At 45.4% G+C, this 15,438-nt stretch carries 10 protein-coding genes and 1 riboswitch; all 10 genes read left to right on the top strand.

All coding sequences use genetic code 11. The annotated features are described in order from the left end of the window. Positions 1-108 precede the first annotated feature (108 nt). On the top strand, positions 109-1,659 hold the full coding sequence (locus tag ACO1R6_RS06375; RefSeq protein WP_486263172.1) for a TSUP family transporter: 1,551 nt from the start codon (positions 109-111) through the stop codon (positions 1,657-1,659). A gap of 279 nt (positions 1,660-1,938) precedes the next feature. After that, positions 1,939-2,041: riboswitch (SAM riboswitch) on the top strand. Positions 2,042-2,052: 11 nt separating this feature from the next. Then, positions 2,053-3,219, top strand: a complete 1,167-nt coding sequence (locus ACO1R6_RS06370) for an O-succinylhomoserine sulfhydrylase (RefSeq protein WP_486263170.1) — start codon at positions 2,053-2,055, stop codon at positions 3,217-3,219. 427 nt (positions 3,220-3,646) lie between these two features. Then, positions 3,647-4,549: a PhzF family phenazine biosynthesis protein gene (locus ACO1R6_RS06365; RefSeq protein ID WP_486263168.1), complete on the top strand. Its 903-nt coding sequence runs from the start codon at positions 3,647-3,649 to the stop codon at positions 4,547-4,549. A gap of 179 nt (positions 4,550-4,728) precedes the next feature. After that, the gene (locus ACO1R6_RS06360; RefSeq protein WP_486263166.1) at positions 4,729-5,880 is read left to right on the top strand and encodes a sensor histidine kinase; all 1,152 of its coding nucleotides are present in this window, start codon (positions 4,729-4,731) and stop codon (positions 5,878-5,880) included. A 173-nt stretch (positions 5,881-6,053) separates the two neighbouring features. After that, entirely contained in the window at positions 6,054-6,761 is a 708-nt protein-coding gene (locus ACO1R6_RS06355) for a LytR/AlgR family response regulator transcription factor (protein ID WP_486263164.1), read from the top strand. A 464-nt stretch (positions 6,762-7,225) separates the two neighbouring features. Further along, complete coding sequence (locus ACO1R6_RS06350; RefSeq protein WP_486263162.1) at positions 7,226-7,843, top strand: hypothetical protein; 618 nt, start codon at positions 7,226-7,228, stop codon at positions 7,841-7,843. 380 nt (positions 7,844-8,223) lie between these two features. Beyond that, the gene (locus ACO1R6_RS06345; RefSeq protein WP_486263160.1) at positions 8,224-11,631 is read left to right on the top strand and encodes a SusC/RagA family TonB-linked outer membrane protein; all 3,408 of its coding nucleotides are present in this window, start codon (positions 8,224-8,226) and stop codon (positions 11,629-11,631) included. A gap of 92 nt (positions 11,632-11,723) precedes the next feature. Further along, on the top strand, positions 11,724-13,178 hold the full coding sequence (locus ACO1R6_RS06340) for a RagB/SusD family nutrient uptake outer membrane protein (RefSeq protein ID WP_486263159.1): 1,455 nt from the start codon (positions 11,724-11,726) through the stop codon (positions 13,176-13,178). A 24-nt stretch (positions 13,179-13,202) separates the two neighbouring features. Further along, positions 13,203-14,048 carry a zinc-binding metallopeptidase gene (locus tag ACO1R6_RS06335; protein WP_486263157.1) on the top strand — a complete coding sequence of 282 codons (846 nt, stop codon included), beginning with the start codon at positions 13,203-13,205 and terminating at the stop codon, positions 14,046-14,048. A 42-nt stretch (positions 14,049-14,090) separates the two neighbouring features. Beyond that, positions 14,091-15,395: a DUF4302 domain-containing protein gene (locus ACO1R6_RS06330; RefSeq protein WP_486263156.1), complete on the top strand. Its 1,305-nt coding sequence runs from the start codon at positions 14,091-14,093 to the stop codon at positions 15,393-15,395. Positions 15,396-15,438: the final 43 nt, after the last annotated feature.

Raw genomic sequence — 15,438 nt, 5'->3', positions numbered from 1 at the left:
CTAAGCTGATATACTTACTTAGTATTTGGGATGTAATCAACCAAAAGTAATATTACTTACCACAGTCTAACTCCTGAACAGCTAATACATTGCCAAAAATATACTTCTGTGTTACCCGAAACTGAGCGCCAGACAACTGCTACTGAAAACCATTTATTCCCGGTTTTTCTGAAACTACACGAACTGCACACCCTGATTGTAGGTGGTGGTTTTGTGGGCGAAGAAAAAGCCACGGCCGTTTTACGCAACAGCCCCGATGCCCGCGTAACCTTGGTTGCACCCGAAATAAGACCCGAAATACAAGCTTTAACGGCGCACCACCCGCACCTGACGCTAATCTATAAGCCATTTGCCGAAAGTGATTTAGATGGTAAAGATTTGGTGATTGCCGCTACCAACGACAAGGCCGTAAACACCTACGTAAAGCAAGTGGCCAGAGCCCGCAAAATATTAGCCAACGTAGCCGATACCCCGCAGGAATGCGATTTTTACCTGAGCTCGATTGTGCAGAAAGGTAATTTAAAAATTGCCATTTCTACCAACGGCAAATCGCCCACGGTAGCCAAACGGGTTAAGGAAGTCTTAAACGAAACGTTTCCGGCCGAAATGGATAACCTGCTCCAGAATATTGAGCGCATCCGCACCACCCTAAAAGGCGATTTTGCCGAAAAAGTAAAACAACTAAATGCCGTTACGGCCTCTCTGGCACCCGATGCACCAGTCCTGCCGGCTCCTACTCCTGCCGCCACCACACCGGTAACACCCGCCAAAGTGCCATTTATTAAACACAGCTGGCGGTATCGCTTGCTGCTGGCTTTTTCGGCGGTGGGTTTTATGGTGCTGGGCCATTTGCTGTTCAGCTTTTTGCCCATGGCGGTAATTGGCGACTACGCTTTGCAAGCGGCCAACAGTATTGATTCCAGTATTTTGTATTTTATACTAGGTGGTTTTATTGCCCAAATGATTGATGGGGCTTTGGGTATGGCTTACGGCGTAAGCGCGACTACTTTTCTGCTATCGTTTGGGGTGCCGCCGGCGGCCGTTAGTGCCAGCGTACACGCCTCCGAAATATTTACCAGCGGCGTATCGGGCCTTATGCACCTGCGTTTTGGTAACGTAAACAACAAATTATTTAAAACTCTTTTGCTACCGGGCGTTTTAGGGGCTATTCTGGGGGCTTATGTTTTATCATCCGCCGAAGAATACGCTTATATTATTAAACCGGTAGTAGCTGTTTATACCTTGTGCTTAGGTTTTATTATCATTCGGAAAGCCATCCGCAAAACCGTACAGAAGCGGCGCATCCGCAAAATGGGTTTATTAGCGGTTACCGGTGGCTTTTTAGATTCAGTAGGCGGCGGTGGCTGGGGCCCCATTGTTTCGTCGTCGCTGATTGCCAGCGGCCGGCACCCGTTGTATACCATTGGCTCGGTAAACCTTACGGAGTTCTTTGTGTCTTTTGCCAGTTCGGTTACGTTTATTACCTTAATTGGCTTCTCGCACTGGCAAGTGGTGCTGGGCTTGGTGTTGGGTGGTATGGTAGCCGCGCCGTTTGCTGCCCTAATTGCCCGCCGCCTACCCGTAAAAACCATGATGATTGTGGTGGGTTTAGTCGTAATTATTCTGAGCCTGCGTAATATTTATACTTCGGTGTTTTAGGTTCCCTAATTACAAGATCCAGAAAAGATAAAGTTAACGCCCTAATTCTTTTTTATCACGCTGATGTTATGTGTAGAGTGCTTCGCTAACTCTACGCACAACCTAGGGCATAAAATAGGTATAACGCCAACCTGAAGCAACAGTATTAAATAAGATAGCTTTTACTCTAAACCAGTTATTTGCTGAATTAAATTACAATTAAATTCTGTTTTAATTCAAAAGTCTTGATAAAAGGTGCTTACTTTGCAGCCAAATTTCCCTTTCCTGATTTTAAGGATTGATTTATAAAGAAGAGGCGAGAGAATAGGCTCGCAGACCCTCTGGCAACCGCAACCTACATGAAAGGTGCCAATTCCTAACCCAGCTATGGGAAATATAAATTATTTAAACTACATGAATAAAGAAACACAAGTAATCCGTACCCAGGCCGAGCGTACCCAAAACCGGGAACATTCCACGCCGCTTTACTTAACCTCCAGTTTTACCTTCGAAAGCGCCGAACAAGGCCGGGCGCTGTTTGCCGACGAACAGGAAGGCAATATTTATTCCCGGTTCTCAAACCCCAATACCTCTGAATTTATCGATCGGCTTTGCGTAATGGAAGGTGCCGAAGACGGTTTTGCCTTTGCTACTGGTATGGGGGCGGTTTTTACCGGTTTTGGCGCCTTATTACAAGCCGGCGACCATATTCTGGCTTCACGATCGGTGTTTGGTTCCACGCACCAGTTGCTTACCAAGGTGTTGCCCAAGTGGGGCATTACCAGCTCTTACGCCGATGCCGCCAAACCCGAAGAATGGGAAAGCCTGATCCAGGAAAACACCAAATTAATATACATCGAAACGCCTTCTAACCCACAGTTAGAACTAATTGATATGGAGTGGCTGGGTAACCTATGCCGCAAGCACAATATTATCTTTAGCGTAGATAATTGCTTTGCCACGCCTTATCTGCAAACGCCCATAGATTATGGCGCCGATTTGGTAATTCATTCGGCTACTAAATATATTGATGGCCAAGGACGTGTTTTGGGGGGAGCCATTGTGGGCCGCAAAGATTTAATCTCCGAGATTCGCTTCTTTTCGCGCCATACCGGTCCGGCTTTGTCGCCGTTTAACGCCTGGGTGTTATCTAAGAGCCTCGAAACCTTGCCGTTGCGTATGGATCGCCATTGTGCCAATGCCTTAGCCTTAGCCCGGCACCTGGAAACCAGTCCCGAAATGGAGTTGGTGTTGTACCCGATGCTGCCTTCGCATCCGCAGCACGAACTCGCCAAAAAACAAATGAAACAAGGCGGTGGCATTGTAACTTTTGTGGTACAGGGTGGTTACGAGCGGGCCCAGAAATTTATGGATTCCCTCAAAATTGCCTCTAAAACCGCTAACCTCGGCGACAGCCGCACTACCGTTACGCACCCGGCTTCTATGACCCACTCTAAACTTACCCCCGCCGAACGGGAAGCCGTAGGTATTTACGATGGCCTTATCCGGATTTCGGTAGGTTTGGAAAACATCGACGATATTATCCAGGATATTACCCAGGCTTTAGAAGCTTCCGCTTAAAACCGCATCTTAGCTTATTTTCTGTTAGAGCTAATCTAAACAGAGCAGCTAGTTAACCTGGTTAGCAGCTACCATGCAATGGTATCCTGAAGTAGACTAAAGAGTTATAATATGTAATCTGTTTCCCCGGCCTGTCTCCTGACAGGCCGGAAGTTTATTAGCCGCTTACCACCCATCACCTACTCGTGTTATCCTGTCGGGGAATAGGCCAAGGTAGAGGAGAAGGATTTGGTAGAAGGCTTTTCAAATAATCGCAAAGTTTTCTCTTCAACGTTAATACCGTACGGTTTAGTTAAGGCTATCTTAAGTATGCCGTCAAAAATATTCCTTTGCCTAGCCATTAACTTTAATCAGTAGCTAAATTTTTCATTTACTACGCCTCCCGCTAAAGCAAGCGGCAAAGCAGTAAAACCCAACCAGTAAACTTATGAAAAAGCTGCATTACTATTTGGCCGATGTATTTACCGACCGTGTTTTTGGCGGCAACCAGTTAGCGATTTTTCCAGCAGGCCAGGAAGTACCGGAACACCTGATGCAAAAAATAGCCAAGGAACTCAATCTTTCCGAAACAACTTTTGTATTGCCACCCACTAACCCGAGCAATGATATTAAACTGCGCATTTTTACCCCTGGTGCCGAGCTGCCCATGGCGGGCCACCCCACTATAGGTACGGCGTTTGTGTTGCTGCAAAAAGAATATTTAAAACCCACCGGCAATCGCTTAATATTTGAAGAAGGTGTGGGCAATATTTGGGTTGATTTCCAAATGCATGAGAATCAGTTAGGACTGATAACCATGACCCAGCCCCTACCGCAATTTGGCACCACCGTTACCCAACCCCAAGTTCTGGCCGATTTACTGTCGCTAAATCCTACTGATATACTTCCGGGGTTTCCGGCTCAAACTATCTCGTGCGGGGTGCCTTTTTTCTACGTGCCCCTTAAATCTATTGCTGCGGTAAAAAGAGCCAAGCTGCGGCTGGATGTTCTGGAAAATCAACTTAACTACCTGGGTACGCAAAATGTATTTATATTTTCTACCGAAACCGAACAGGCTACCAGCACGGTACACGGCCGCATGTTTTCGCCGGCTCTGGGTATTCCCGAAGATCCCGCTACTGGTAGTGCCTGCGGCCCGCTGGGCTGTTACCTGGTACACTACGGCTTGGTGCCGGCCCAGCCGCAAGCGCAAATTGTTTGCGAACAAGGTTTCGAGATGGGCCGCCCCAGTTTGTTGCATATTACCATTGGGCAGGCAAATGAGCAGATTAACCTGGTAAAAGTAGGTGGTAAAAGTGCTTTGGTGGGCGAAGGCTACCTGTACTTGTAATTATTTAGCCGGCCAAAACCAGCGCAATATTTTAGGTCAGGTTGCAGGCCTTCTATTCCGGTAGATGCCTGCTCCTTTTATCCTGGTTTTTCATTATTTTGCATGTAATAATTGCCTGTTTGTAAACTGCCTTATTTTACTTTGCCAACCAGGTGTAGCTTTACCTAAACCTTAAAGTTATGAACAAATTTCCGCACCTGTCGCGCTACCTAGAATTATTGCTGCACCTGTTATTCTGGCTTTTTATCAGCGGCATAATCTGGCATACCTACCAAAACTACTGGCAAAACCAGTTTAACAGCACTTATGTAGAGATACCCGGCATAGACGGCGAAACAAAAAGTATGATGGAGGCCATGCGCCCCAACCGGAACCTAGACCTGCTGATCCGATATTTTATTTTAATATTTTTTAAGGCTGTTTTCTTTTACCTAAACGTTTTCCTGATTTTTCCGCGCTACCGGCAATCCGAGTCCAAATGGAAATTAATACTGTCGGTGGGTATCAATTTATTCTGGGCGTCTTTGGCTGAATTACTGCTGATGAAATTTTTTCAGCGGGAAGTTTTTGCCCTGCATTTTAATTACGACTGGCGCGAACGCTATGATTTTGTTGATGAAGGACTAATTCCTTTTCTGGCCGTTTTGGGGGGCAGCTATATTTATTGGGCTGCCCGGCAATGGCTTTTGGTAAAAGACGATGTGCAGAAGCTAGGCAAAACCAACGCCGAATTGGCTTTGCTCAAAAACCAGGTAAATCCGCATTTTTTGTTTAACACGCTTAATAATTTGTTCTCGATGGCCATTGAGCGCCACGCCGACGATTTAGCAGAGAGCATTTCGCAACTTACCCATTTAATGCGCTACTCTATTTACGATAGCCAGGTACAGTACATTGAGTTGCACCGCGAAGTAGAATATTTAGAGAACTATATAAAACTACAGAAACTGCGGTTTGCTTCCGAAGATGCGGTTGCCATTAGGTTTAATGTTTACGGCGATACCCAAAGCGTAAGGATAGCGCCCATGCTGCTCATTAATTTTGTAGAGAACGCTTTTAAACACGGCGTTAGCCTTAAACAACCATCGGTTATAAATATTGCCTTAACCACCACCGACGACCAGATTTCTTTTACCGTCGAGAACTCTATTTACCGGCAAAACAAAGAAAGTGCGGTGCAACACGCCGGCTTTGGCCTGGACCACACCAAAAAGCTACTGGAAATGCAGTACCCGCTCCGGCACCAACTCCAGATAACCGAAGAAAATGGTTTGTACAAAGTAGCTTTAACTTTAAAACTCCAGAAAACCAAAGTAGAAGTAATGGCGTGAGAGAGTTATGAGTGAAGAGTTAAAAGTTATGAGTTATGAGTTAAAATATTCTGATAAAAGCTAGCAGAAAACAAAACGCAAATATCTATCGCAACTCCTCACAATCTTCTCAAAATTCCGAATTAAAATTATTTAACTTTTAACTCTCAACTTTTAACTTTTCACTCTTCTACATGAAAAGCATTGCTATCGACGATGAACCCAAAGCCCTGGCGGTAATCCGGCATTATGCCGACAAAGTACCGGCGTTGGAACTGGCGCAGGAGTTCAGGAGCAGTTTAGACGCCCTTGACTACTTAACCCACACGCCCGTCGACCTGATTTTTCTGGATATTAACATGCCCGACCTGACGGGCTTGGAGTTTCTGCAGGCCCTGCCGCAGCCGCCGCTCATTATTTTTACCACCGCTTATTCTGAGTACGCCGTGCAAAGCTACGATTGGGATACCGTAGTTGGTTATTTGCTAAAGCCTATCTTGTTTCCTAAGTTTTTAAAGGCCGTTAACAAAGCAGCCAGCCAATTACACTTACTCACCCATTCGGTTAAACAGCAAGCAAATTTGGCCCGCGCGGCAGAATTTATTCTGGTAAAAAGCGGTACCCAAACGCATCAGCTTAAACTTACCGATATTCTTTACCTGGAGGCCTCGGGCAACCACGTATTTTTTGTAACCAAAGAGCGCAAAGTAATAACCCTGAATACCCTGCAGGAAGTAGCCAAATTATTGCCGCCGCATTTATTTTACCGGGTGCACAAATCTTTTATTATTGGCCGGCAACATTTAGAAATAATAGAATCGTACCAGGTAAAAATTAACGGCCACGAAATACCTTTGGGTAAAACGTTCCGGGAGGCATTTCTGGAAGAATTTAAAAAATAAGCTTTTGCAATTTTCTTAAGCTAATTTACCTCTGCTTGCCGGGCAAATATTTAACTAACCTACACGCGGGTTAGCAAAAATGTCTGCGGTGCAATATTAAAACACAACCTTTTTCCATGCCGGTGTTCCGCCGGTTATTACTTACTGCCGGCTTCTGGCCGCTAATTACAAATAATCAACTTAGAATTTCAGAAACGCACCGTTAATTTAAGGTAGCTATATACTATTATCCGGTATAAACCTTACGGCAGCCTTGTGTCTGGATAATATAGCGTGTATGCAAAAGAATAACAGCGAGCAAATAATTTGTACCCTACAAAGGCACCATAACTATTAAATAAAAAGTAATTTGCCCAATATTATAACTGCTTAAATTACAGATATGATAAAGTTTAATTTAAAACTTTTTTTTTTCGTATTTGTTCGTTAATATACCTACACATTTCCCAGAAAACTCTATTACTATGAAACGATTATTACATTTTATCCTGATTCTGGCCTTGGCGTTAGGACAGGCATGTGAGGGCCCCGAAGGGCCGCAAGGCGAACCAGGACCACAAGGAGCCCCCGGTACACCCGGCGCACCAGGGCCGGCGGGACCTGCTGGACCGGCTGGGACTTCTGTTACAGCAAAGGTTTTTGAGTTTAGAACTACTTTTAATGCTGCAAATGAGTATAGCTCAGGAGTAGGATTTAATAATAGTACTAATAATATAACAGTATCTCCCAATGATGTAGTATTAGTATATCTTTTGGCAGATGTTGCACAGGATGCTGGTGGAAATCAGATACCGTTTTGGTCTGCCCTACCTCAAACATATTATTTTAATAATAATCCTATCACTTATAATTTTGCTTATGCTTCAGTTGGGGTTTCCGTCTATATTGATGCAGCAGATAATGTTTTACCTACTCTACCTGCCGACTATACTACAGATCAATGGTTCAGAGTTGCAATAATACCAGGAGCTCGCCAAGGCGGAAGAGTAATCAAACCCAATATTGATCTTAAGAACTATAACGAAGTAGCTAAGTATTATAACATTACAGAAGCCAATGTAAAGAAAATAGAACTTCAGTAAACGCCAGAATAATTAATTTTTGGTGTTAAGCTAAAAAGAAAAGAGCTGCTATGGAGGTAGCTCTTTTCTTTTTTTACCGCTATTGTAAAATTAGCTAAACGGTTAATTAATATTTTTAAGCTATTTTACAGACCTGCTGTTCAACCTTTTTATAAATATTCGTTTAAACTGTAAAAGAATTTAATTGGTGCTATTGGGTAATTTACCTCTGTAAAATATAACCACAATACCCGTTTCAAGTGGCTTTCGGCCAATTAGTACAATAATAATCTGGGCTACCCCTAAGAATTTTATTATAGTGTTATTAAAAGAAAATATTGACTATCTTTATTCGTTTTGAGCTAGAATACGATAGAAGCACTTTCCAGGTACCATTGCTTATGAATGAAAAACTTTACCATAAATTTAAGGGTAAATGTACCCTTGCTTTATTTCTGCTTAGTATAACGCCTCCGGTAGTAGCTGCGCCGGGAGCCGTAAATAGTATTTTTCAAACGCCGGCTGCCCAGGCCAATATTGGTGTTAGTGGCACGGTTCGCATTCAGGGCACTGGTGGCAGAGCCGCCGAGCCCTCGCCCGGTATAAACGTTATTGAAAAAGGCACCCAAAACGGCACCACTACCGATGCCCAGGGCAATTTCCGGCTTACGATAAAAGATAATGCCGTCTTGGTTTTTACCATGATCGGTTACAAGCCCCAGGAAATTCCGGTAGGCAACCGCACTACCTTTAATATTACCCTTGAAGAAGAAGGACGCAGCCTCGACGAAGTGGTGGTGACGGGTTACCAAACCATCGATCGGAAAATGTTTACCGGCTCCGCGGCGCTTTTAAAAGGCGATGATGCCAAACGCGAAGGAATAACTGATGTGAGCCGGATGCTCGAAGGCCGCGTGGCTGGGGTATCGGTGCAAAACGTATCGGGTACTTTTGGGGCAGCCCCTAAAATTAGGGTGCGGGGGGCAACTTCTATTACCGGCGATAACAAACCCTTGTGGGTGGTAGATGGCGTAATTCTGGAAGATGTAATTAATATTTCGAACGAGCAATTATCTACCGGCGACCCCTCTACGCTCATTGGCTCTTCGGTGGCCGGCTTAAACCCCGACGATATTGAGAGTTTCCAGATATTAAAACACGCCTCGGCTACGGCCATGTACGGAGCCCGGGCTATGAACGGCGTGGTAGTTATTACCACTAAAAAGGGCAAAGTGGGCAAACCCATTGTATCGTACACCGGCAATTACAGCTCTTACTTAAAACCCAGCTACAGCACTTTCGATATCATGAACTCGGCCGACCAGATGTCGATGTATCTGGAATTGGAACGCAAAGGCTGGCTGAACCATTCGGATGCTTCGCGACGGCAAAATGGCGGTGTTTTTACCAAAATGTACGACCTCATTAATTCTTATAATGAAAACACCGGCACCTTTGGTTTGCAAAATACCCCCGAAGCCCGCGGCGCATTTTTAAACCGCTACGCGCAAGCCAACACCGACTGGTTTGATGTTTTGTTCCGGAACTCTTTCATGCAGGAGCATTCATTAAGTATTTCGTCGGGTACAGAAAAAACGCAGTTATATTTCTCTACGAGTTATTTACAGGACAATGGCTGGAGTGTGGCCGACCAGGTAAAACGCTTTACGGCTAATGCACGGGCCAACTTTAATATTTCTGATAAAATATCGTTGGGTTTAATTACGCAAGGTTCTATCCGGGATCAGCAAGCCCCCGGCACGGTAGGTCGCGTAAGTAACCCGGTAACTGGCCAGTACGATCGCGATTTTGATATTAACCCGTTTAGTTACGCCCTTAATAGCAGCCGCACGCTTACCGCTTACGACGAAAATGGCAACCGTGAATATTTCCGCCGCAATTTTGCTCCTTTTAATATTCTGGATGAGCTAGACAACAACACCCTGGACCTTTCATTGCTCGACCTGAAAATACAAGGCGATTTTTCTTATAAAATTAAAAAGAATTTAAAATATTCGTTCCTGGGGGCGTTGCGCTACGCCAAAAGCGGTCAGGAACACAAGGTGCGCGAAAACTCTAACATGGCTAATGCTTACCGGGCCGCCGGCGACGCTACCGTACAAAATGCAAATAAGTTTCTGTACCGCGACCCCGACAACCCCGAAGCCCAGCCAGTGGTGGTGTTGCCCTACGGCGGCTTTTACAATACCACCGACGACAATATTGTAAGTTATAACTTCCGGAATAATTTAGAATGGGATAAAACCCTGAACGATATTCATACCTTGCGCTTTTTTGCCTCGCAGGAACTGCGCTATGCCAACCGCCAGAACCGGCTATTTAATGGCTACGGCTACCAGTACGATAAAGGTGGTGTACCTTATGTAGATTACCGGCTTATTAAGAAAAACATTGAAGGTAATTTTAATTATTACAGTATGAATATGCGGTACGACCGTTTCTTGGCGTATATGGCCAATGGCGCTTACTCGTACCGGGGTAAATACAACCTAAACAGTACCGTACGCTACGATGGCTCTAACCTGTTGGGCGAGGCCCATACGGCCCGCTGGTTGCCCACCTGGAACGTGAGCGGCTCCTGGAACCTGGATACCGAACCTTTTATGGAGCAGTTTGCCAACGTTGTAAACCGCTTAACTTTACGCGCTACGTATGGGTTAACCGCCAGTATGGGCAGCGCCACTAACTCCAGTTTGGTACTGCAAAACACCAGTACCCGCCGGCCTTACTTATCAGAAGTAGAATCACAGATTTATATCCAATACCTCGAAAACTCAGAGCTTACCTGGGAAAAACAGTACGAAACCAACGTAGGCCTGGATGCTGGTTTATTTAACGAACGCGTAAACGTAACCATAGATGCTTACCGCCGGAACGGGTTTGATTTAATTGGAGAATTACGCACCTCGGGTATTGGCGGCGAAGCCCTTAAAACGGCTAATTATGCCGATATGCGATCGCAAGGTTTAGAACTAACCATAGGCAGCAATATTTTAAATAACCAAACCCTCACCTTCCGGACCCAGTTAACCGGGGCTTACAACCAAGGCAAAATTACCAACCTGAAAAACGAACCCAATATTTGGGCTTTGGTTACACCCGATGGCGGCCCCAAAGAAGGTTACCCGTACCGGGGCTTGTTTTCCATACCCTTCGTGGGTTTAGATCCGGTAAATGGTTCGCCGCTATTTAAAAACGAAAACGGCGAAACTACCGGCAACATTTACCTGCAGGGCCAGGAAACGGCTTTTTTAAAATACGAAGGACCGATTGACCCCATCTTTACCGGTGGCTGGTTTAACTCGGTACGGTACAAGAATTTTTCGTTGTCGGCTTTGGTTACTTACAGCGGCGGCAATAAACTGCGGCTAAACCCGGCTTTTGCTACCAGCTATACCGATGTAGATGCCATGCCCACTGCGTTTAACTACCGCTGGACCTTGCCCGGCGACGAAGAAACCACCAATGTGCCTTCTATTCTGGACCGGATATACGCAGCCAATTTAGGGGGTACTTATCCTTATAACAACTACAATTACTCTTCGGCGCGGGTAGTAGATGGCGATTTTGTACGCCTGAAACAAGTTTCGCTTACTTATAATTTACCGGCGGCCCGCATCAGCACCATTGGCCTGAATAATTTATCGCTAAGCTTAGTGGCCAATAATCCGTGGTTAATTTATGCCGATAAGCGCCTGAATGGCCAGGATCCGGAATTTTTTAGCTCGGGCGGGGTGGCCATGCCTATACCGCGGCAGTTTACTTTATCTTTAAAAATTGGTTTATAGTTGGTAAAAGCAATGGGTAAAATAATTTAATTTTTACTACTACCCGCTTTACCGCTCTTTTAAAAACCTACTGCGTTTACGCCTAATACAAAATGAAAAAAATAACTTTATATATTTCCCTCGGCAGCCTGCTGGCTTTTACCAGTTGCGAGAAATTTCTGGAACAACCCGTCGACCAGCGTACCCAGCTCGATACCGTAGAGAAGGTGAGCGAATTACTCGTTACGGCTTACCCCCAGGCCGATTATGCTACTTTTACCGAATCGATGTCGGATTTGGCGCAAGACCGCGGTATTGGACAAGGCATTGTAGAACCGGAAAACCGGGCACCCTACTTTTTCCAGGATGTACCCTACCGCGAGCAAGGCTCGCCGGATTATTATTGGTATGCCTGCTATAAAGCCATTGCGGCAGCTAACCACGCCTTAGAAGCAATTGCCAAAGCCGCTAACCCCGAAGCTTACCAGGCTTACAAAGGCGAAGCTTTACTCGCCCGGGCCTATTCGCATTTTATGCTGGTAACGCTTTTTTCTAAAGTATACAACCCCCAAACTGCCAACTCCGATCCCGGCATACCCTACGTTACCGAGCCCGAGAAAGTAGTTTTGGGCCAGTATAGCCGGCAAAACGTAGCGTATGTGTACCAGCAAATAGAAAAAGACTTAACCGAAGGTTTGCCTTTAATTAACAACCAGGCGTACCGCATACCTAAATATCATTTTAATACCACTGCGGCGCATGCTTTTGCTACCCGTTTTTATCTGTTTAAAAAAGACTACGCCAAAGTAATTGAGCACGCCAACCTGGCTTTCCCGGGTAATACCCTAGTTTCTAATTTACGGCCCTGGGTAAGTGTATACAGCAACTTAACCGCTAACGAAGGCTTGGCTATTTACACCCAAGCTACGCAAAATGCCAATTTACTCCTCGTAGAGACCCAATCGTTGTGGGCGCGTAATCTGGGGCAATACCGGTTTGGTTTAAACAATGCCGTGGTAAGCCGCTTGTTCCGGAGCTTTAATGTAACAGGTGCACGCTGGGTTTTCCCGATTTACCAGCAAGGCGACGAAAATTACCTAATCTTGAAATTCCGGGAGCATTTTGTACGGGAAGACGTAAACGCTGACATTGGCTTACCCCACACCATTTTTCCGTTGTTTACCGCCGAAGAAGTATTATTTAACCGCGCCGAAGCTTACCTGGAAATGAATAACAATACCGCCGCCCGCGCCGATTTAAACTTGTACGCCAGTACCCGAATCGAGAATTACAATGCTACTACGCATAATATTACCGATGCTAAGCTCCGGAATTATTACAACACCACCAATGTAAAACAAGGTTTACTGGCCGCTTTGCTCGATTTTAAAGCCGCCGAATTTGTACAGGAAGGTATGCGGTGGTTCGATATTTTGCGCCATGGCCTTACCGTAACCCATACCACCGCTGAAGGACAAACCTTAACCCTTGGCCCCGATGATCCGCGCCGCGTTATTCAAATACCACAAGAAGTTGTATTGTCTGGTATCGAGCGGAACCCGCGTTAAAAGCACTTTATTATTTAGCATAAAATGAAAAAGAATTATATAACCTTATTTGCGTTGCTCCTGGGCTTGCACGTATTAACCGGCTGCAACGAAAAAGACGATCTGGATACTGAACTGACCGGTTTAGGCGGCGAGACCTGGGTAAAAGGCCCCGTTGATAATTGGCTCGATCAGAATTATGTTACCCCCTATAACATAGAAGTAAAATACCGCTTCGACCGGTACGAAGTAGCTTTGGGCCGGGTACTTACTCCACCGCGCGAAGACAAAGTTATTCCGGTAATGGAAACTATTCAGAAAACTTGGATTGAACCGTATAACCTGGAAGCCGGACCAAATTTTATCAAGAAACTATCGCCCAAACAATTTGTGCTGGTGGGTAGCGCCTCCTATAACACCAATGGCACCATCGTTTTGGGTACCGCCGAAGGAGGCCGTAAAATTGTGCTGTACGTGGTAAACGATTTTGATAAAAAACTCAAAGGCGAGGTAAAGCAAATGCTGCATACCATCCACCACGAGTTTGGCCACATTTTACACCAAACCATTATGTACCCCGAAGAATTTAAAAGAATTACCACCGGCTATACGGCCAGTTGGAACGACTTTTCTTTGGCCGATGCCCGCTCGCGGGGTTACATAACCGAATACGCCCGCAGCAACCCCGATGATGATTTTGTAGAAATGATTTCGATTATGCTGATAGAAGGCCGGACCGGCTTTAACAATATTGTTTCCAGTGTGCCGGCCAGTGCCCAGCCTTTACTGCGCCGCAAAGAAGAAATAGTGGTACGGTATTTTAAAGAGGCTTGGAACATTGATTTCTACAACTTGCAAGCCCGCACCCAAACGGCTATTGATAATTTATAAGGGTTCCGGAAAGTACCCGTCAAATTTATTTGCGTTATGTATATGAAAAAAATATTACTCCTGAGCTTGGTGCTGGTGACGCTGCTAACGGCCTGCCAGCAGGACGATGAGCTGGATCCCAACGAAAGGCCAGATGCTCGCTTAAATAAAACCCTTACCGATTATAAAAACCAGCTTACCGGTTCAGAACACGGTTGGAAAGCCGTATTGTACCCCGATGGTGGCGCCGGTTACAGTTTCTACATTAAGTTTAATGCCAACGACCGGGTTTCGATGACCAGCGATATAAATGCCACTACGGCTGCTACGGCCCTGGAAAGCACGTACCGCTTAAAAGCCCTGCAACGACCGGCTTTAATATTCGATACCTACAACTACATGCATATTCTGGCCGATCCGGATCCGGCCAAAAGTAACGGCGATGTGGGTGCCGGTAAATATTCGGATTTTGAATTTTCTTTTGCATCGGTAACGCCCGAAACCATAACCCTGACCGGTAACTTGCAAGGTAGCCGTATGATATTAACCAAAGCCACTGCCGATGACGCCGCTAATTTCATCCGGAGAACGGCCGAAACGGCGAGCACCTTCGAGAACCTGCAAAATTTAACGACTTACTTTAAACGGGTAACTTTGGGCAGCACTACTTTCGATGTTAATTTCGATAGTAACCTGAGGCAAATCATGTTTACGTACTTTGAGGGCGGTGCGCTTAAAACTTTTACCACTACTTATTATTATTCAGAAAGCGGGATTATGCTCCTGGAGCCTTTTGTTACAAATGGCGTTACCATTACCAGCCTGAATAATATGCAATACACGGCGGCTACCCGGCGCTTTACCTTAAATATTAATAATACAGCGGCCACTATTCAGGAAGCAACCCGGCCTCTGGGCATAGATTTAAATTTTGCCCGCAGCTTTTTTAACGACCCCGGCGATGACTATTGGGTGGCTGAAACCGGATTTACCGTAAGTGGCAGAATAGATGCCTTAAATGTTGGCTCAATACCAAACTATTACTTTATCGCCTATTGGCCTAAATACGGTACTTCTGGCGGTCGTAATTACGATTTATTAGGCTTTGTTACACTTAATGCGGCCCGTACCGGCTTAGAACTAAACTTTGGCCCGGCCGCAACGCCATCGCTTACTTCTGATGGCCGGCTTGTATTTACCAACTTAGGCATGTTGGGTACCGTACCTACTGGCCAGGAGGCCGTAGTAACCGCTACCCGCCAGGCCTGGACCGATACGCAAGGCTTTTACATTATTCAGACTGGTGCCAACAGCGTAGATTTGGTTAGTGCCCGCGATGCCCGAACGTGGCTTAGCCTGTACCGTTAATATTTTAGAATATTACTAAACACTTCTAAACAAAAAAACTCCT

The organism is Adhaeribacter sp., from assembly GCF_057359045.1.
This window is presented reverse-complemented; position numbering and strand designations above follow the sequence as displayed.